This is a genomic window from Desulfosporosinus shakirovi, assembly GCF_020595055.1.
GTDB classification, from domain to species: Bacteria; Bacillota; Desulfitobacteriia; order Desulfitobacteriales; family Desulfitobacteriaceae; genus Desulfosporosinus; species Desulfosporosinus shakirovi.
Genome location: NZ_JAJDOO010000016.1, coordinates 44,506 through 63,996, shown reverse-complemented (window position 1 = coordinate 63,996; position 19,491 = coordinate 44,506). Strand labels below are relative to the sequence as shown.

General features: G+C 41.6%; 21 protein-coding genes. 18 read left to right on the top strand and 3 right to left on the bottom strand.

Annotation, left to right across the window (positions count from 1 at the left end):
- Positions 1-2 precede the first annotated feature (2 nt).
- From LJE72_RS14760 to rsmI, 8 genes are all read left to right on the top strand, one after another.
- Positions 3-1,094, top strand: a complete 1,092-nt coding sequence (locus tag LJE72_RS14760; protein ID WP_229248457.1) for a GerAB/ArcD/ProY family transporter — start codon at positions 3-5, stop codon at positions 1,092-1,094.
- Positions 1,091-2,320, top strand: coding sequence for a Ger(x)C family spore germination protein (locus tag LJE72_RS14755; protein ID WP_229248455.1), 1,230 nt, complete (start codon positions 1,091-1,093; stop codon positions 2,318-2,320). The genes LJE72_RS14760 and LJE72_RS14755 overlap by 4 nt, the downstream gene beginning before the upstream one ends.
- Before the next feature lie 28 nt (positions 2,321-2,348).
- Positions 2,349-2,606 (top strand): sigma factor G inhibitor Gin, encoded by a 258-nt coding sequence (locus tag LJE72_RS14750; protein ID WP_229248453.1) that lies wholly within the window; start codon positions 2,349-2,351, stop codon positions 2,604-2,606.
- A 139-nt stretch (positions 2,607-2,745) separates the two neighbouring features.
- Positions 2,746-4,170 carry an aminotransferase class I/II-fold pyridoxal phosphate-dependent enzyme gene (locus LJE72_RS14745; protein WP_229248451.1) on the top strand — a complete coding sequence of 475 codons (1,425 nt, stop codon included), beginning with the start codon at positions 2,746-2,748 and terminating at the stop codon, positions 4,168-4,170.
- Between the two features lie 29 nt (positions 4,171-4,199).
- On the top strand, positions 4,200-5,078 hold the full coding sequence (locus tag LJE72_RS14740; protein ID WP_229248449.1) for a DNA polymerase III subunit: 879 nt from the start codon (positions 4,200-4,202) through the stop codon (positions 5,076-5,078).
- Complete coding sequence (locus tag LJE72_RS14735; RefSeq protein WP_229248447.1) at positions 5,071-5,880, top strand: PSP1 domain-containing protein; 810 nt, start codon at positions 5,071-5,073, stop codon at positions 5,878-5,880. The genes LJE72_RS14740 and LJE72_RS14735 overlap by 8 nt, the downstream gene beginning before the upstream one ends.
- Positions 5,877-6,182, top strand: a complete 306-nt coding sequence (locus LJE72_RS14730; RefSeq protein WP_014182624.1) for an initiation-control protein YabA — start codon at positions 5,877-5,879, stop codon at positions 6,180-6,182. Before LJE72_RS14735 ends, LJE72_RS14730 begins: the two co-directional genes overlap by 4 nt.
- A gap of 50 nt (positions 6,183-6,232) precedes the next feature.
- Complete coding sequence (rsmI, locus tag LJE72_RS14725; RefSeq protein WP_229248446.1) at positions 6,233-7,069, top strand: 16S rRNA (cytidine(1402)-2'-O)-methyltransferase; 837 nt, start codon at positions 6,233-6,235, stop codon at positions 7,067-7,069.
- Positions 7,070-7,228: 159 nt separating this feature from the next.
- On the opposite strand, the gene LJE72_RS14720 is transcribed toward rsmI, so the two are convergent.
- A complete protein-coding gene (locus tag LJE72_RS14720) occupies positions 7,229-7,507 on the bottom strand; it encodes an AbrB/MazE/SpoVT family DNA-binding domain-containing protein (protein WP_229248513.1) in 279 nt (92 codons plus the stop codon).
- 220 nt (positions 7,508-7,727) lie between these two features.
- Here LJE72_RS14720 and metG point away from each other — a divergent pair, with 220 nt between their 5' ends.
- The 9 genes from metG (at position 7,728) to LJE72_RS14675 (ending at position 17,119) form a co-directional block, all read left to right on the top strand.
- Complete coding sequence (gene metG / locus LJE72_RS14715; RefSeq protein ID WP_229248445.1) at positions 7,728-9,677, top strand: methionine--tRNA ligase; 1,950 nt, start codon at positions 7,728-7,730, stop codon at positions 9,675-9,677.
- Positions 9,674-10,438 carry a TatD family hydrolase gene (locus LJE72_RS14710; RefSeq protein WP_229248444.1) on the top strand — a complete coding sequence of 255 codons (765 nt, stop codon included), beginning with the start codon at positions 9,674-9,676 and terminating at the stop codon, positions 10,436-10,438. Before metG ends, LJE72_RS14710 begins: the two co-directional genes overlap by 4 nt.
- A gap of 66 nt (positions 10,439-10,504) precedes the next feature.
- Complete coding sequence (locus LJE72_RS14705) at positions 10,505-11,434, top strand: 3D domain-containing protein (RefSeq protein WP_229248443.1); 930 nt, start codon at positions 10,505-10,507, stop codon at positions 11,432-11,434.
- 72 nt (positions 11,435-11,506) lie between these two features.
- Complete coding sequence (locus LJE72_RS14700; protein WP_229248442.1) at positions 11,507-12,682, top strand: 3D domain-containing protein; 1,176 nt, start codon at positions 11,507-11,509, stop codon at positions 12,680-12,682.
- Positions 12,683-12,799: 117 nt separating this feature from the next.
- On the top strand, positions 12,800-13,507 hold the full coding sequence (locus LJE72_RS14695) for an N-acetylmuramoyl-L-alanine amidase family protein (RefSeq protein WP_229248441.1): 708 nt from the start codon (positions 12,800-12,802) through the stop codon (positions 13,505-13,507).
- 107 nt (positions 13,508-13,614) lie between these two features.
- The gene (locus LJE72_RS14690) at positions 13,615-14,784 is read left to right on the top strand and encodes a glycosyl hydrolase family 18 protein (RefSeq protein ID WP_229248440.1); all 1,170 of its coding nucleotides are present in this window, start codon (positions 13,615-13,617) and stop codon (positions 14,782-14,784) included.
- Positions 14,785-14,966: 182 nt separating this feature from the next.
- On the top strand, positions 14,967-15,518 hold the full coding sequence (rnmV, locus tag LJE72_RS14685; protein ID WP_229248438.1) for a ribonuclease M5: 552 nt from the start codon (positions 14,967-14,969) through the stop codon (positions 15,516-15,518).
- Positions 15,502-16,326, top strand: a complete 825-nt coding sequence (rsmA, locus tag LJE72_RS14680; RefSeq protein ID WP_229248437.1) for a 16S rRNA (adenine(1518)-N(6)/adenine(1519)-N(6))-dimethyltransferase RsmA — start codon at positions 15,502-15,504, stop codon at positions 16,324-16,326. The genes rnmV and rsmA overlap by 17 nt, the downstream gene beginning before the upstream one ends.
- A 196-nt stretch (positions 16,327-16,522) precedes the next feature.
- A complete protein-coding gene (locus LJE72_RS14675; RefSeq protein WP_229248436.1) occupies positions 16,523-17,119 on the top strand; it encodes a hypothetical protein in 597 nt (198 codons plus the stop codon).
- A 5-nt stretch (positions 17,120-17,124) separates the two neighbouring features.
- Here LJE72_RS14675 and LJE72_RS14670 read toward each other — a convergent pair whose 3' ends face one another.
- Positions 17,125-17,991, bottom strand: coding sequence for a glycosyltransferase family 2 protein (locus LJE72_RS14670; RefSeq protein ID WP_229248435.1), 867 nt, complete (start codon positions 17,989-17,991; stop codon positions 17,125-17,127).
- 97 nt (positions 17,992-18,088) lie between these two features.
- On the opposite strand from LJE72_RS14670, the gene yabG reads away from it, so the two are divergent.
- Positions 18,089-18,931 carry a sporulation peptidase YabG gene (gene yabG / locus LJE72_RS14665; protein ID WP_229248434.1) on the top strand — a complete coding sequence of 281 codons (843 nt, stop codon included), beginning with the start codon at positions 18,089-18,091 and terminating at the stop codon, positions 18,929-18,931.
- A 130-nt stretch (positions 18,932-19,061) separates the two neighbouring features.
- Here yabG and LJE72_RS14660 read toward each other — a convergent pair whose 3' ends face one another.
- Positions 19,062-19,400 carry a L,D-transpeptidase gene (locus LJE72_RS14660; protein WP_229248433.1) on the bottom strand — a complete coding sequence of 113 codons (339 nt, stop codon included), beginning with the start codon at positions 19,398-19,400 and terminating at the stop codon, positions 19,062-19,064.
- Between the last annotated feature and the right edge of the window lie 91 nt (positions 19,401-19,491).

Here is a 19,491-nt window from a genome sequence, read left to right as displayed (position 1 = left end):
AAATGGAAAGAATATCTTCACATCAATTCGTGGTTTTAGGCTCAGCGGTACTTATGGGTACAACATTTCTTCCCATAGCCTCGATTGTGACAGAGGTCGCCGGTCGGGACGGCTGGATGAGTGTTTTGCCCGGCTTCGTTGTTGGAATTCCTTACGGATTAATGGTAATTTCGTTGCTGGAACAGTATCCACGAAAAAACTTGCTGCAGATTTCGGATATAATCTTGGGAAAATGGATCTCTAAAATCATTGGGGTAGTTTATATCTTTATCATGTGTTACTTTGGGGGTCTGTTGCTAGGCCAAGCTGGGGATATCTATCAGTCCTCAATTATGCCGCTAACCCCGATTGGAATGTTCTACCTAGGAGGAATTTTACTAGTATTTTACTTGGTTAAGTCAGGGATCGAAGTATTTGCCCGCTTCTCAGAAATACTTTTTCCTTTAATAATTATTGCATTGGTACTGAATATTGGACTCTCCATACCGCGAATTGAGCATGGGGAACTTCTGCCTATTTTAAGCGAGGGAATAAGACCCATTATTTGGGCCTGGCTCAAAGTAGCACCGTTTGCGATGGAATATATCCTCTTCTTAGCAGGGATTCTTACCTTTCTGCCTACTTCTAAACGAGAGCTTGTCCAATTAAAGAGAGGGGTTTGGCGAACAGTTTTTTTGGTGGGATTCTTGAATATGTTGGTAGTCTTAATACAAATTTTAATTTTTGGGCCTGGAGAAACTGTAAGAATGGTGTATGGCTTACTTGTCTTGGGGAAGATGGTGGAAATAAGCAGGACTGTTGCCGGAGTTGAATCTGTATTCTTGGGAGCTTGGCTGGGGGCCTTGATTATAAAGGCCGGTGCCTTTTTTTTTACGGTGACTTGGGGCTTAGAAACCGTCTTCAATTTAAAGGGATTAAAATGGAATCTCGGAGTGGGAGTCATATTTATGGGGATTGCATTTAAGTTTACAAGAGGACCGGACTTAGTTATGGAGATTGGACTTGTAGATAATTATTTGATTCTACCGTTTGCAGCCGTATGGATACTCACTCTTTGGGGAATCTCGCGCTGGAAGGGAGCTGGTATTTCATGAAAACTGAGAGGGGAAAAGGGCACAAATTTATTCTAAGGTTGACTATCATTGCTTGCCTCTTGTTTTTGACAGGATGCTGGGGAAAGAAAGAAGTAGAGGATTTGGCTCCTTTATTAGGTGTAGGGTTTGATCAGGGGGAACAACCAGGTACTTTTCTAGTTACAGAACAATTTGCTCGACCAAAAAAAGATAGTTCATCAGGGGCTGAGATTGAGGACCGGACATTTAGCGTAGAGGCTTCAAGTGTCAGGGAAGCTTTCGAGAAGTTTTCTGAAGTTGCCTATCGAACACCGTTTATGGGTTCATTAAAGGTAATAATCATTGGTGAGGATTTTGCAAAATCAGGTGATTTTAATAATATATTGGATTTCTTTCAACGTTATGCCGAATTTCGTCGATCAATGTACCTAGTATTAGCTAAAGGGAAAGCTCAAGACATCTTAAATTTAAAATTACGCTCTGGGCTGTTACCAGCCATGGCAATTAAAAGTAACATTGAAGGTGGGGATGAAATATCGGTCTTCCCAACTGTACGTTTAGGGCATTACCTTACGATTTTGGGCACAAAAAGTACGGCACCGATTTTTCCCGTAGTTGAGAGTGTAAAGTCTAGGGAGGGCGTTGAATATAAAGAAGATGGCAAGGATGAAGCGGGGGAGATACGGATACATGGAGCAGGGGTTATGCACGGGGATTACTTGGCTGACTATCTAACTGACGAAGAAGCCAAAGGCTATATGTGGTTGGAAAATGACGTTATACATCGTTTAATTAATACTGTGGATCTTAATGAAAATAGTGTAAAGTTTGGGGGGCAAGTACTAAAAGCGAATACAAAGTATAGAGTGAAGGTTAATAATGACAAAATGGAGATACAGTACCAGATCAAGACGAGTATAGCGATTGATGAAATTCTTGGACCTCAGAAACAACTGTCAGGGCTGGAGTGGGTAGAATTAGTCAAACAGGCAGAAAAAGACTTTGCCAAGGTAATTGAGAAAGAATGCGAGAGTTCAATCAAAAAGGAGCGAGAGTTGGGGCTCGATTTTCTGGGAATTGGGAGGCATATTGAACAGAAGAATTCAGCGTATTGGAAGACCATAAAGGATCAATGGGAAGCAGAGATTGCAGATTTCCCAATTTCTTTAGAGGTAAAAGTCACTATTCATCATTCCGGAATGTCAAGCAGCAGCGCGTCTAATTCTGGAGGAGAGGGGCAAGAATAGGGGTAGAAGTAACTAGGGGGAATATATAATGATTAAAACAAGCCAGAACCGAACTCTAAGTCCTTCAGAAAACCCAGAGAAAGTTGAAAGGTCTGTACCGAACGAAGGAAAGCTTCTTCCAGTGTGTTATCGTTGCACACAGGTTCCAAAAAAGGGCTTATATGACGGCTTTAGAGTACAGGGGATGTTTTTTTGTTCGGATTGCCAGCAAGAACTTTTCACAGCGGAACCGGACTCTCCGGAATACCAAGAATTCCTATTTTTAATTAAAGGTATTTTTTATTAAAATATGGCCATGAATTAAATGTTTACAACAACAGATTACCATTTGGATGAAAAATTTTCAAATTCATGTTAAACTATAAGGAATACCATGTGTTAACTATAGGTCGTACAATAATGGGTAAATGGAGGTTCATTGTTCAGTGGGTGATCTTGGAGAAGGATTGAGCCATTATCAAAAACAAGGATTTTGCTCTTTCCATACTCCTGGCCATAAAGGTCGACAGGAGTTTTTTAATGACTTTGACTTTGTTAGTTTTGACTTAACCGAACTGCCGGGCCTTGACATCCTTCATTCTCCAAGCGGGATTATTGCTAAGGCCATGAAAAAAGCAGCGAAGATTTTTGGAGCAGAAGAAACATTTTTTCTTGTTAATGGTGGGACAGTTGGCAATCAAGCTATGTTTCTTGCTTTAAAAGATACTGCTGATAAACGAGTTGTTGTGGAAAGAAGTTGCCATCGTTCTGTCATGTCGGCTTTAGTTTTGAGTGGATTAAAGCCGGATTATGTGATGCCGATAGTCCATCCGGATTTTAATCTTTCGTTAGGAATTAATTTGGAGAAGCAAAAGATTCTATGGCATAAGGTTTCTGCCTGTCATGTCACGTATCCAAGCTATTATGGAACGGCTTTTGACTTAAGCGGATTATTAACAGAAAGAATGAATTCGGGTTCTAATTCACCGATTCTTGTTGATCAGGCACATGGGTCACATTATCTTAGCGAGCTATTTCCAACGAGTGCTTTAAAGCTTGGAGCAGATCTCGTCTTAAATAGCTGTCATAAGACATTGAGTTCCTTGACTCAGTCAGCTATGTTGCATGTTCAAGGATCAAGGATTAGTCGAAACCGTCTGAAACAAAGTCTGGAGCTCCTGCAATCATCAAGCCCGAGTTATTTGCTTATGTCTTCATTAGAACGGGCAGGAGAATTGGCTTTGGAATTATGGCGCTGGGAAGGTCTTAAAGAAGAAGTCGATGATCTTCATAGAAAAGTCGGAACTTGTTTTAGAATTCTTAGTTCAAAGGATGTCGGAACTTTTGGCATTCACGCAGTGGATTGGTCAAAGATTCTTATTAATACACGCCCACTTGGCGTTTCAGCCCCTCGCTGTGTGGAATACCTTAGATCAGATTTTGGAATTGAACCAGAATTATGGGATGAAGAAAATATTCTGTTTATGTTAGGCATTGGAAATACTCCTGAGGATGTCCGATTGCTTACGAAAGGGTTAGAAAGTTTAAGAGATTTCGCATCTTCTCTAGCCTTTTCCGAATCGAAAAAGCGATGGGAAAGAGTACAGGGACATATTATGACCTTGCCAAACCCCGTTCTCTCTCCACGGGATGCCTTCTTTGCTCGCAAACGTAAAATCCCTCTTAAGGAGAGTTTGGGTCATATTATAGGAGAAACAATTTCACTTTATCCTCCTGGAATTCCAGCGGTTGTAATGGGTGAAGAAATGACTCGTGAGGCACTGCGTATGTTGCTGTCATCGAAAGAAGGACAATGGCAAGGGTGGGATGGCTTCGAGAGCCAAACAATATGGATAGTTGAAGGGGATTAAGAGATGAAGATGGTGATTGTTACAACCTTATGAAACTACAGTTAGCTCTTTTAGAGAGAGCAGCGCGTGAAAATCGAGTGGGGCATCTCTTACTGTTTCACGGAGGAAGTGCACTTCACCAACGAGAGGTGGCTCTCCGCTTGGCGCAGATATTAAACTGCCCCGACGCTGGGTCAGAGGGGCCGTGCCAAGAGTGTCCAACCTGTCGCAAGATCCTTAGCGGCAATCATCCGGATGTTTCATGGCTAAAACCGCTTAAAGCAACTATCGGAATTGAGCAAGTCCTTGCTTGGCAAGAAAAAGCGTACCTAAAGCATTATGAGGGTGATTATAAAGTTTCTGTCATTGAACAAGCCGATACCTTGACATTGCCGGCAGCAAACTCACTGTTAAAAGTTATCGAAGAACCACCAGAGCGTACTGTAATTATATTATGTGCTGAAAATGCAGAAGGAATATTGCCTACAATTCAAAGTCGTGCTCAGCTGGTATTCTTCCCCAATCTTTCCGAAGAAACTTGGTTAAGAGGATTAGCAGGGATGGATGAGCAGGAAGCAGTTCTCGCTTTTCGCTTAAGCGGGAAAAATCAAAATTTAGCGGCGGACGTTCTTCAACATGGCGTATTGTGGCTTCAAGAATGGGTAGGGAAATTTCGTACTGCCGTTGAAGAGGAAGATTTTCTAAGACTCTTCGCTCTTTTCCCGATGGATAAAAACCAAGCTCTTCTTTGCTTACAGGTAATGGCGGTACAAGCTCAGGAAGGGATAAAAAATAGTGCGACTCGTCCGTATGAATTTTTGGCGATTGGGAAAGCGATCAATGTACTGCGACAACAAGCTAATCCGAGATTAGTGATTGAAGTGTTAGCATTGGAATTATTTCAACAAGGAGGGGCTCGCTATGATTGAAGTCGTAGGTGTTCGCTTTAAACATGCAGGAAAAATTTATTATTTTTCCCCAGGAGACTTTACACTTGCTGTATCAGATAAGGTAATCGTTGAAACAGCAAGGGGTATCGAATTTGGGGAATTGGTTATCCCTTCTCGTCAAGTTGCAGACGAAGAAGTGGTTCTGCCTTTGAAGCAGGTTATGCGTAAGGCAACGATGGCAGATGAATTATTTGTAGAACAGAATAGAACTAAAGAAAAAGATGCTTTTCAAATCTGTCTAAAGAAAATTTCGGAACACCATTTGCCAATGAAATTGGTAGATGTTGAATATACGTTTGATGGAAATAAGATAATATTTTCCTTCACAGCAGAAGGGCGAGTAGACTTTAGAGAATTGGTTAAGGACTTAGCAGCAATTTTTAGGACGCGTATTGAGCTCCGCCAAATTGGGGTGCGCGACGAAGCTAAGATGCTCGGAGGAGTTGGTTCGTGCGGACGAATTCTTTGTTGCACTTCTTTCTTAGGAGATTTTGAACCGGTATCAATTCGCATGGCTAAAGACCAAAAGCTCTCTTTAAATCCAACCAAAATCTCTGGAATTTGCGGGCGTCTTATGTGTTGCTTAAAGTATGAAAATGGCTGCTATAGGTCTGAGGATAAAGATCATTGTTCGCGGCAAAATCCTCAAGCTGGGCATAAAGTAATAGAAGTCACGGACGAACATAATACCCGTGCAGAAAGTGTTCTTTCTAAATCTGAGGGGAAACCGCAACGCAATAGGAAAGGGGAAAAGTCCAAAGAAAAGAGTGAGAAAGTATGAGCCAATTGACACAGGCCCTTACAGAAGTGGAAGAAAAATTGCGCTCCCTGCTTGAAGAAGTAAGCCGCTTAAAACCCTATGTTCAAGCATTAGAAGATGAAAATACTAAGTTAAGGCGGGAATGTACTCTGCCTGAAAAAGAGACCGAACGTGTTATTGCTAATGCTGAGCACATTCAAGGGGTAGCCCATGATAATCTTGTCCGTCTATATCAAGAAGGTTTCCACGTATGTCACCTTCATTTTGGTCAACCATTGGAAGGGGATTGCCTATTCTGTATGGGCTTTCTGAGGAAGGATTAATTTAGGCATGGGAGTACCCTGAGAACTTTAAAATACAAGGAGTCGAAGGCATGTTAACGAAAGGTACATTATATATTTGTGCGACTCCGATCGGAAATTTAGGTGATATTACCTTGAGGGTGTTGGATACATTGCGGGAAGTGGACCTAATTGCGGCGGAGGACACACGTCATTCTCGGAAACTATTGCAACATTACCAGATTAGTACTCGCATGATTAGTTATCACGAACACAATGAAAAGAAAAAATCCCTGGAACTGGTTGAAAAGCTTAAAGGTGGTCAAACGATTGCACTAATCTCTGATGCGGGCTTACCGGGAATTTCTGATCCAGGAACAGAGGTTATACGTCTTTGTCTTACTGAAAATATTCCTGTTGATGTCTTACCTGGACCTAATGCCGCTCTTACAGCTTTAGTTTTGTCAGGAATGCCCCCTGAGCATTTTGCTTTTCACGGATTTCTTCCGTCGTCAAGGGGGGCAAAGAAACGAAGTCTAGAGCAGTTGGCAAATCATACACAGACTCAAATATTCTATGAAGCACCTCATCGATTGGTAGCAACACTTCAAGGAATATCAGAGTACTTTGGTGATCGCCCTGCAGCTGTGGTGCGTGAGTTGACGAAGTTGCATCAGCAAGTGCATAGAGGGACTGCTTTAGAGTTGAAACAAGAATTCGAGAAGTCTGAGCCCCGTGGAGAGTGTTGTATCGTCATTGCGCCATATATCTCAATTAAACCCGTAGGAGGCCCCGAAGAATGGCGCTCAGAGGTTAATGAAAGAGTTAATCAAGGATTAAGTAAGAAAGAGGCCATGAAAGAAGTGGCAAAACGTTATGGGGTAAGAAAATCAGAGGTTTACCAAGCACTGCTGGACGGGGAAATGTAAGATGAATAGGAATCACGAGTATTGCTGCTGTTTTTTCTTACATTGAGGGTATGCAACTTTAGAAAATGGAGATCTGACCAGAATAAAAAAGAAGGCCTTTAGGCCTTCAGTAGATTCTGAATTAATAATAGTTCAGTCATCTATGTACTTAGTATGAATTTATACGGCTTTTGAACTTGATTCTGTACTGGCAGACACATTTTCTCCCATGGCAACAGCGCATTCTCTGCAGACGTTTTTGCCGTGGAAAAGTTGGATATCACTGGCATTACCACAAAATACACAAGCAGGCTCATACTTCTTGAGAATGATTTTTTCTTGATCTACATAGATTTCCAAGGCGTCTTTCTCGTCAATACCTAAAGTGCGGCGAAGCTCTATCGGTAAAACAATACGACCAAGTTCATCTACTTTTCTGACGATTCCAGTTGATTTCATCATTATTCCCCCACTCCCTTACAACAACATTCGACACAAAACTACAGACTTATGATACCAATCGTTCCATATAAAGTCAACCCATTTTTCAAAACATTTTCATGGTATTATTAACCTATTACAGAAATCTACTCTTGTTCACATATTATTTTTTAATCATGGGCAGACTTGATGAATATAAATTTTTATTTACAAAGATAGTTGAGAGGGAGACTTAAACGTGAAATATTACATAACGACTCCAATTTTTTATCCAAATTCCAGCCCCCATATCGGAACAGCGTATACAACAGTTGCAGCAGATACCTTAGCTCGTTATCATAGATTGCAGGGCGATCAAGTACACTTCTTAACAGGGACGGATGAAAATGCACAGAAAATCGTCCGCACCGCGGAAGCCAATAATACCGACCCTAAGATTTATGTTGATGGGGTAGTAGAACGCTTTAAAGAGTTGTGGCAAGCTTTAGATATTTCTAATGATGACTTTATTAGAACAACAGAGGAACGTCATCAAGTAGTTGTACAACGAATTTTTACTAAACTGTTCGAACAGGGGGACATCTATAAGTCTGAGTATTCAGGATGGTATTGTACTCCTTGTGAAACCTTCTGGATGGAGAATAAATTAATTGATGGAAAATGTCCTAACGCTGATTGCGGTCGAGAAGTGGAATTACTTAAGGAGGAAAGTTACTTCTTCCGTCTTTCAAAGTACCAAGGTGCCTTGCTAAAGTATATTGAAGAGCATCCAGCATTTATCCAACCGGTTTCTCGACGTAATGAAATGCTGCGTTTTATTGAAGGCGGGCTAGAGGATCTCTGTGTTTCACGCACCACATTTCAGTGGGGGATTAAAGTGCCGTTTGACCCGAAACATGTTGTATATGTATGGCTCGATGCTTTGATTAATTATATTTCTGCGCTGGGTTACCCTGATGGAGAGAACTATAAACGTTTTTGGCCGGCCGATGTGCATATTATGGGGAAAGATATTGTTCGTTTTCATGCGGTCATTTGGCCGATTATTCTTATGGCTATCGATATTCCTCTCCCTAAGCTTATCTATGGTCATGGCTGGTACTTGACTAAAGATGGTGGAAAAATATCTAAATCCCGTGGAAATGTACAGGACTCTTTTGCCTTGATCCAGAAATATGGTTCTGATGCCATACGTTACTTTTTATTGCGTGAGATGCAAGCAGGAACTGATGGTACCTATTCAGAGGATAATGTGGTTGAACGTATAAATAGTGATTTGGCTAATGATTTTGGTAATTTTGTATCCCGAAGCTTAGCGATGATTGTCAAGTATCGAGATGGGATAATTCCTCGTCCAGGTCAAGATGGGGCGCTGGAGCTGGAATTGAAAGCCCTGAGTTCTGAGGTTAAAAATACAGTTGATGAAAGTTTAAGAAGGTGCGATCCTGCAAGTGCTCTTGAAGAAATTTGGCGTTTTGTGGCACGATGCAATAAATATGTCGATGAGACATCTCCGTGGGCATTGACTAAACATGAGGAACAAAAAGAGCGCTTAGATACCGTTCTCTATACCTTTGCAGAATGCATTCGAATTATGGCAATTTTGACTGCTCCGTTCATGCCAGGGTTGCCCTCTAAAATTTGTGAGCTTCTTGGCAAAGATAAAAGGCTGATCAGATGGGAAGAGGCGGATCAATGGGGCATAGCAGAAGCGGGTATAAAGGTCCAAAAGGGTGAACCTCTTTTTCCAAGAATTGATTTAGCTCAGTATTTGACAGTAGAGGAGACGGCAACGGTGGACAAAAATCTAAATGAGAGCCCAGAAAGTTTACAGGCACCGGAATTTGAATTTGAGCCAATTAAAGAAGAAATCACCATTGATGAGTTTGCTAAAATAGATTTGCGTGTAGGGAAAGTTCTAAGCGCAGAAAAAGTAGAAAAGACAGATAAACTGATGAAGTTGGAAGTTGAAGTAGCAGGAGAAGTACGCACGATTGTCTCTGGTATTGCCAAACATTATTCCTCGGATGACCTCGTAAATCAATACATTGTCCTAGTGGCTAATCTAAAACCTACAAAACTGAGGGGGATTACATCACAGGGCATGATATTAGCGGCCTCACAAGGGGAAGTGTTGGAAGTTGTCACCATCAATAAAAAGATTCCCGGAGGGGCGCGGGTCAAATGATTTGGGATACGCATGCACATATAGATGACCCCAGATATGCCGACGATTTCCAAGAAGTCGTAACTCGTATGAAATCGGCGGGGATTTCTCGGGTGACGAATGTAGGATATGACCTCCCTTCCTCCGGACGATCTGTGAAGTTAGCATTAGACTATAATTTTATCTATGCGGCGATAGGGCTTCATCCACATAATGCTGAAGGGGTGACAGCGGAAACCTGGGAAAAGCTCCTAGAGTTAGCTAAGCAAGCCAAAGTTGTGGCTTGGGGTGAAATTGGGCTGGATTATTATCGAGACCTGTCTCCACGCCCTGTTCAAAAAGAGGTCTTTATTCAACAGATAAAACTAGCAAATGAAGTCGGCTTACCAATTGTTATCCATGATCGTGATGCCCATCATGATATCTTGGAGATTGTTAAGGCCTATCCTCCTTTATTTGGAGGGATATTCCATTGTTATTCCGGATCCTGGGAAATGGCAGAGATTCTCTTAAAGCTAGGATTTTATCTCTCTTTTGCCGGACCAGTGACGTATAAAAATGCTCGACATACAGTCGAAGTAGCAAAGAAAGCACCAATAGATCGGATTCTCGTGGAGACAGATTCTCCATATTTGACGCCAGAGCCGCGACGTGGAAAGCGCAATGAACCAACCTATGTTCGAGAAGTTGTAATGAAACTTGCAGAAATTAAAAACCTAAGCTTTGAGGATACAGCATTTCACACTATGCACAATGCGGAAAGCGTTTTTAAGCTTGTTTAAGGGACCTTCGTTGCGGAAGGTTCTTTTTTTTAGGGAATTTCATAGGTTTTGATAAGGAGGGGTAAAATGTATTCTTTGCCGATTACTACTTATTCCGATTATTGGCGAAAAACTAAGCTATGGAGCGCGTACTTTGGAAGCTTGGCAGTTTTAGTCGCTGGTACGAGGTATTCGTCATTAAATGATCCGAATGTCGGGAGAACAATTAAGCCGTCACTGCAATTAGTTTATTTCTCAAGTATAGACAGTTTAAGAAAGGATGAACTGATAGAAGGGGTGCCTGTAAGAAAAGTGAGCAACGAAGGTCTAACGGTTCAAGGTTTAACTAACGAAGGACAAATTAGTCGAGGTTTTGGAAGTTCGAATCAGAATTATCAAGAGGCACTAAGCATTGAAGCCGAAACAAGGGCAACAAGTAAGATCGAAATAATTGATAAAGAGCTGCCTTTTGACACACAATATGTAGAGTCGGATAAACTTCCTCCAGGTAAGAGTCAAATACAGGTAAAAGGGGAAAAGGGCACCAGACGTGAGGTTGTAAAGACGTTTAAGGTTGGTGGACAACCCGTCGATCAGCAAGTGCAGTCTTTCTTTGAGCTCAAAGCACCAAAGAAGGAGGTAATTATTCGAAACACCCAACCTATTCCAAAGAAGAAAGTGTTAATTCAAAATTCCAGTCCGGGATCTGCTAAGGTTGATGTCGATTTAACGAAATTGAACATCAGTAAAACCTTGAGTGTTGAAGCTACGGCTTATACGTATACCGGTAATAATACGGCTACAGGTGTCAAGCCGAGAGAGGGCTTAATAGCTGTTGATCCCAAAGTGATCGCTATGGGTAGCCAGGTCTATGTGGAGGGATATGGATATGCCATAGCCGCCGATACAGGTGGAAGTATTCGCGGGAATAGGATTGACGTGTTTTTCTCTACCTTCCGTCAATGTATTGACTGGGGACGAAAGCCTGTCAAAATTCATATCCTAAGTTCCACATAATGGAAAAATATTTTGACAACTGACTACTTATGCCTTAAAATGAAGTTGTTATCAGCATTTTGGAGGGGTTTAATGTTTCAGAAGAATCCAACTCAGGTATTGACCTTAGTTCGGACATCTCGTATTGCTCAAATTGTCGTTACCTCATTCACTATTTGCTTGATTGCAAGCGTAACAGTGCTATACAATGTAAAAACTATCAATGCTAACATTGATGGAGAACAAGTTCGTATAAGCACAATCTTTGGAACGGTGGGGCAGGCTCTTGAGCATTCATCGAAAATTGAGTTTTATCCAGAAGATATTGTAAGTCCTTCAAGAGATACTAAGGTTACAGATGGGTTGACAGTAGATGTAACAAGCAGCGTTCCGGTTCAGCTCTCAGTTGATGGGCAAATATACAATACACGAACAGCTAAAGAAACTGTAGGAGAGGCTCTAAGCGAATTATCGGAACGTTATGTACTGGACATTAAAGAGGTAGATGAAGTCAATGCATACCGTTCAGAATCAGTAACTAATGACATGGATATTAAGGTGTCTAGGGCGATCCCTATTCAAGTAAGTGCAGACGGCAAGAAGTATGATACTTATCTAGCTCCGCGGACTGTTGCTGATACGCTTAAGAAGCTGGGTATTACCTTAGGGACTAAGGATAAAGTTTCCTTAGCTCTTGACCATATGTTAGAGCCTAACGACCAGTTGAACGTGGTGCGGGTTTCAAACCATATTGAAACGGTAAAAAGCGAAATTCCCTTTCAAACGGTTGCTGAGCCGGCAGATTACCCAGTTGGGTTACCAGATAGACTTGTCAGTCGTGGATCTAACGGCCTTCAAGAGCAGACGATCAGACTAACACTTGAGGATGGAAAAGAGGTTGACCGTGAGATACTCGGTCAACGAGTGGTTAAACCTCCTACTAACCAAATCGTTTCTCGTGGTGCTCAAACTACAATTTCAAGGGGCGGCAGTACCTTCAGATTTAAGCGTGCTTATGTCATGAAAGCATCTGCTTATTGTATGCCTGGAGGAAAAACAGCCACAGGGGCAACCGTTAGTAAAGGAATTATTGCAGTCGATCCTAGAGTCATTCCTTTAGGAAAATCAGTATATGTAGAGGGTTATGGTTTTGCTCAAGCTTTAGATACCGGAGGTTCAATTAAAGGTAATCGTATCGACCTTTACATGGATTCCAAACAAGAGGCACTGTCATGGGGAGTGCGCACCGTTACGGTTTATGTTCAGTAACTTGTATCTGCAAGAGGCCTTCGCGTTTAAAGCGAGGGCCTCTTTTTATACTAGAAAGTATATCTTTATTTATCAGCACATACTCTTTAAAAGAATCGCGAAACGGGGGAGTGCTGAATGCGATGGCCGAAAGTAATAATAGGAACTAAGTTTGCAATTTTGCTTGTCATTGGTGTGATGTGTACACTGGTACTCTCTGTATTTTGGCAAGGTTCAACTGCAGTAGTCAGTCAATTTGAGAACCGTTATGTGGTAATGCTCGATCCGGGGCATGGTGGATACGATCCTGGAGCGGTTTCCTCTCAGGGGATTTATGAAAAATCGATAAATCTTAAAATTGCACAAAAGGTTAAAGAGATGTTGATGCCAAGTGGAATAGAAGTATTTCTTACTCGCGAGGAAGATCTGGATTATGTTCCAAATGGGGTTAAGGGAAAAACAACAAAGAAACAAATTGACTTGAACCATCGTATTGAAATGGCTAAAGAAGAAAAAGCGGATATTTTTGTTAGCTTGCATGTTAATGCGACTTTAACGGGTCAAAATTCTGGCGCAGAAACGTTTTATCACTATAAATCTGAATCTGGAAAAAGGTTAGCAGAATTAATTCAACAAGAAATGATAAAAATAAATGGAATGAATCGCAGGATTGCAAAACCCGGAGACTTTTATATCATTAAGAACACTAGCATGCCTGCTGTTATTGTTGAGGTCGGATATCTATCCAGTGCCAAGGAACAGAAGAAATTACTACAAACTTGGTACCAAGAACAACTATCCAGAGCAATTGCCAAAGGAATTTCTAATTATTTTGAACTTCCATAATTAGCTTAAATAGGATATTAACGCTCTATTCTTAGATACATAACCTCTTTTTGAAGCGGGGAAGATAAAGTCAGTTACCGAATCTAGATTAAGGAGTTGAAGTGCGCATGAAACGGTTTCTGACTTTTTTGGCGACTAGTGCCTTGGTTTTATGCCTTAGCTTGACAGGATGTACGAATGTACAACCACCGGCTGGTCCCGAAACACCACCGGAGCAAACGGCACAACTGCCAGAAGCCGAGGCAGGGGCAACACGTGAATCCGTATTGGGGCCTGAAAAGCGAGTTGTCATGGGATTTTATACAGACCAAGAGGGACCTGTACCTAGTTCAAAAGAAACTACTTTGAAAAATGGAAAGCTACTAAATGAAGTTGCGTTTTTCTGGTACTCTTTTGACGCAAACGGCAAAGTTATTCCGACAGGAGAAATTGATCTGAAGATCAAAGATCAGGTTCAAAAAAATGGAGCCAAGGCCTATGCTTTGGTGCATAACATGAAATTAAAAGGGACGGTTGGCTTTGATGAGAATCTAGCGCATAGTGTGTTATCAAACCCGGGGAAAAGGTCAAACTTAGTAACAAACTTGGTTAATCTGACAACTAAAGATAATTGGGATGGAATTTCTATTGATATTGAGAAAACCCCTCCTGGAGACCGGGATAATTTTTCTGCTTTTGTCGCTGAGCTTAAGAAAGCGCTCCAAGCAAAAGATAAAGTCTTAAATATTTCTATCCCTGCAAAATTTGCAGATTATCCGTCAGATCTATGGTCGGGTGCGTATGATTATGCTGCCATTGGTAAATCCGCAGACCAAATTATTCTAATGACCTATGATGAACATGGACTGGGTACAACCCAAGGGCCGGTAGCTTCTGAGGGATGGGTTGATCGAGTAATTAAATTCGCAGTGGGAAAAATCCCTAAAGAAAAGATTGTGATGGGTCTCCCAGTATATTCATTTGACTGGGGAACAAACAAGCCCACAATGCCAGATTATCTGTCCTATGCTCAAACGGTTGAGAGAGCTAAAAAGCATGGTGTGGAAATTCATACTGACCCTAACGCAAAAGTCCCACAGTTTACCTATACCGCAAATGGGATACGGCACGAAGTCTACTTTGAGAACATCGCCAGCTTAAGAGCTAAGATGGACGATGCGCTTAAATACAAGTTACATGGTGTTGCTATTTGGCGTTTAGGTATGGAAGATCCTCAAATCTGGGATCAGCTAATTAAGACGTATGGAACAAATAAAGATACTCAAGAAAAGAAATAAACTTCTTAATTTTTATAAAAGGTATTTAAAAGGGGCTGTAGCGAAAAAACTGTTAATTTATCAGTTTTCGCTACAGCCTCCTTTTTAATCTATAACAGCGCCAGTCAAGTTTATAATCCGTTTATTTGAGTATTTCGTCATTCTCGGTTAAGATATAGGAGTTGAAAACGGAGGAATCAAGGATGATAAAGGAACTCATAGTTGTAGAAGGGAAAAATGATGCGCATGCGGTGCGCCTTGCCCTTGGGGAAGTTGATATAATTTGGACCGATGGTTTTGGGCTGACTAAAAAGAAGTTAGAGTACATTGCAGAAATGGCTAACCGACAAGGGGTAATTGTTTTTACTGATCCGGATACAGTTGGGGAGCAGATCCGAAATCGCATTCGAGGGCATGTTCCGCAGGCCAAGCATGTTTATTTGACGAGAAAAGTTGCAACAATAAAAGGAGATATCGGGGTCGAAAATGCAGCCTTAGAGGAAATCCGTCGCGCCTTTTCTGATATTAAACAAGATCAGGGAACTCCAGACCAGAAGTTCACTATAGAGGATTTAGTGCTTACAGGGCTTGTGGGGTTTGCACGAGCCAGCGAAAATAGGTTAGCTCTTGGGCGCAAGTTGGGAATCGGGGATTCTAACGCAAAACAATTTCTCCATCGATTGAATCGGTTTGGAATTTCCCGTGAGCAGTTTTTTCAAGCAGTAGAGGAGGTGCAACGTGGAGACTTCAGCTGAATATACTCAACGTCTCGTAAAATATGGGGCACGTGCGCATAAATCAATGGGTCAGGTTTTCTTGATAAGTGATGAAGTAATTGAAAGCATTGTTTCTGCCAGTACATTGGAACCAGATGTTCCTCTAGTAGAAATCGGACCAGGTCTTGGAGTGTTAACTCGTGCTCTTGCTCCAAAGGTACCGAAGATGTGGGCAGTCGAATTGGATAATCATAAGATTAGCATTCTGAAAAAGGAGCTAAAGGAACACCCCATAGAAATTGTTCATCAAGATGCGTTAAAGCTTGATTTGAAAGATTTATGGGGAGACAGAATGGGCTATTTGGTAGGAAATTTACCTTACTATATTACCAGCCCGCTGATTATGCACTTTCTAGATCAGGCAAATCAACTAAGAGGGATGACAATTATGGTTCAAAAAGAAGTGGCCGATCGGATCGCTGCGGGTCCAGGAAGTAAGACTTATGGAATTTTATCCATTGCTGTTCAGATTTCTGCCAAAGTTACTAAAGTTAGGGATGTTTCGCCAAGTTCATTCTGGCCGGTTCCAAAGGTAACATCAGCGGTAATTAGGTTAGACCTTCGCCCTTACCCAGGGTTTAATGTGAATAAGAGAGACTTCTTTCAAGTGGTTAAAGCTGCCTTTAGCCAACGGCGAAAGACCTTAGGTAATTCGTTGGCCGGCGGGCTGGGGCTAAAAAAAGAAGAAGTCATTGAACGTATGCAAGTTGCCGGAATCTCGGATGGCCGGCGAGCAGAGTCACTGAGTATTGAGGAATTTCAAGTATTAACAAAAGCCTTCCTTTAAACTGGGATTAATTTAATGTCGCCTAAAGCTCTCCATGTGGAGGGCTTTTATATTTAACGGACAATATTTCGTCTAAAGGGCATAAAATAAGAGAAATATCCAAAACTATAAATGGGGTTCATTAACGTATAGCCTAAGTCATAGTACGAAGCAGACTGAAGAGGTTTGGTAAGATTAATGGAGGGTGAACTGAAGTTTGGGAAAAGGTATTAAGCATAGCTCAATAAAATGGTCGAGCGTTATTAGTACGGGAGCAACGTCTGTGCTTGCCATTACGGCGCTAATCACTGTCTACTTAACGGTTGCCGCCTGGAAGGTTCAGCAAGAGACAACACGTCCTTATTTTGTGTTAAAGGAGTCTCCAAAAGTAGAGTTAGGCGATGAACTTAGTTTAGAATTAAAATTTAATAACGTGGGTATACACCCGGCCATTACTCTCTCAAGTACGACTGTTGTCTTTGATGAGCAGTTATCGGCAGAGCCGATTTACTATGATGAGTCATCAATTGTCAATGAAATACCTAAGGATGCTGCCTCAAGCTTGGTTATGAATGTACCTAGTGACGAGCTTTATCCTAAACAACTTAATATTAACGAGCATTACGTGGTTGTTGACTTACTGTACACAGATCCCATCTTGAATAAATCATATAATCAAACGATTTACATGAAGTGGAGTGGAGTGCGAGAAGGAAAAATGCAACCGACCGTCCATGTGCAAGCAGAGGAAAAGGATGAAATAGTAGATTACTTTCAAAAGCATAGCATTGATCCAAAATTTAGAACTCAATGAACTCCTTATCGACTCTCGGAGGAGTTCGAAATAGTAAGAGAGGATTCTTGAATAATGATATGTTGCTCATAAAACATTCCTTGAGACTTAAGGGATTGTTCCCAATACTCCAGGAGATCAAAACGTCGTTCCGGGTGATATCCCAATAAATTGTGTTTACCCAGTGATCGAGACGAGGGTTCATTTTGAACCAGAGATAAGCCCATTAGGCAATCTCCAATGATGGTTTCGGCAATCAGACGGGCATGACGCCGATGTTTTCTAGGAGAATGGAGCGCTTGGTGGGGAATGGATGCAACTACCTTAATGGTTAAGTTGCTTTTCTTAGCCCAATACAAAGTGAGCGGGGGAATTGCAACTGCTTCGAGAGGAAGACTCTGCAAGGCTCGTTCTGAAAGCGCATGAGGTCCGTGTGTGGGGGTTGCGAGGCCAAGACTTTTAAACAAGTCTAGTTCACGGTTGAGTTTGGCTCTGAATTTAAGGACGAGATTAGCAAGCTTTTGACGATGTGGAATGTAAGGATAACAATTTGTAAGAGCAACATCAATTCCTGACTCTATGGAAGCAAGGAGCTTAACCAGATTCTCATAGATATCTCCCGACATATCTCCATCAACAAATAGTACTCCTTTAACTCCTAGATGTCGCGCATAGAGTGCTCCAATGGCTCTCGGTATATCAATTCCCAGAGGGTCAGAGAAATAGAGAATATGAATTCGAGTATCAGGGATTGAACGGATAAGTTCAAATGTCCGGTCTGTGCAACCGTTGAGAACTAAAATGATGTGACTGATAGGAAGGCGGAGAATGGTGGTCAGAGTTGCCAAGATGCTCTTTTCTTCATTTTTAGCAGGAATAATGGTTGCGAACATCGTGGAGGGCCCCCTTTAACTTAACTTGCTATACTATATGCCGTTTAATTATGTTCGACATAGTATATAGCAATAAAAAGGAGAAGGAGGTCAATCTATGGTTCAGGTTGGAGATATTGTTGCGCGCCTCTCTCATCAACAAGATATCTTTTTCCATGTTGATAAGATACAGGGGAGTTTAAAAAGCAAAGGTTCGGGTTTAGTGATTCTTAAAGGTCTGAATTTAAGACTCTTAGCGGATGCTCCTATCTCCGACCTTGTACTAAAGAGTCCCGTTGAAGTTGCTAACTACGAGCGCGAAGATCATAAAATGATTTATCAGAAATTACACAAATTAACTAATCAAAGGAAGACAGCCCAAGACGATCAAAGAGAATTTTTTGAGATACCGGGTCGGGTATTACAGCTTGATGGGGACCAAGATTATTTACACCAGTGTATCAAGACGTATCGACAAATGGGAATTGAGGCTAAAGGCATTTGTAAGTCGGAAATAGAACAACCAAGAGTTATACGGAAAATTCTGCAGGAAAACCCCGCGGATATCTTGGTGTTGACAGGTCACGACGGATTGATTTCGGGAAAAAAGGATTTTCATAATATGGATAGCTATCGCAGTTCTCGCTATTTTGTGGAATCTGTCTTAGAAGCTCGACGTTTTCAGCATAATCTAGATGCATTGGTGATTTTTGCAGGTGCATGTCAATCCAATTATGAAGCAATTCTTTCCGCAGGAGCAAATTTTGCTTCCTCCCCGAAACGCATGCTAATCCATGCCTTTGACCCTGTTTTTATCGTTGAGAGAATTGCTTTTACCCCCACTGACCAAATTGTTTCGGTAAAAGATATCTTGACACACACGATTACAGGCACGGATGGGGTTGGCGGAGTTGAGACGAGGGGGCAGATGAGACGAGGGTATCCTCGAAGCCCATATTAAGGTGAAAATCAGGCAGACGACAGTTAGCTTTTAGATGCTTAGGGTGAAGTTAGACACAGGGCAGACGCGGGAACGGTTTTGTTGTCTTTAAGACAAGAGAACCGTTTCCCGCGTCAGTTTGCTTAGAAGGCTATTTTTGAATGGTTACCAGGGTCCCAATTTCGACAATTTGGTATAGGTATTCGACATCATGGTTATGCATGCGGATACAGCCTTTCGAAATAGCTTGCCCAATGCTTGAAGGGTTGTTAGTACCATGAATTCCATAATGAGGGATAGAGAGTCCCAGCCAACGACTGCCAAAGGCTCCACCGGGGTACTCTATTTTTGTGGCAATTGTGTAATGGCCCGGTGGAGTGGGGGTTGATCCTTTGCCTACTGCGACAGGATAAGAACAAATTCGTTGAGTCCCTTCATAGAGCTCAAGCAATCGACTGGCCGTATAAATAACAATTTGGCGGTTGGGCATAGAGCAGAAGCCCCTTTCTTAATAATTTGTTTCTATACTCATGCTATGTTCATGATTTCTGAATGTTCGTTGCATAATTAGACCTATTCTA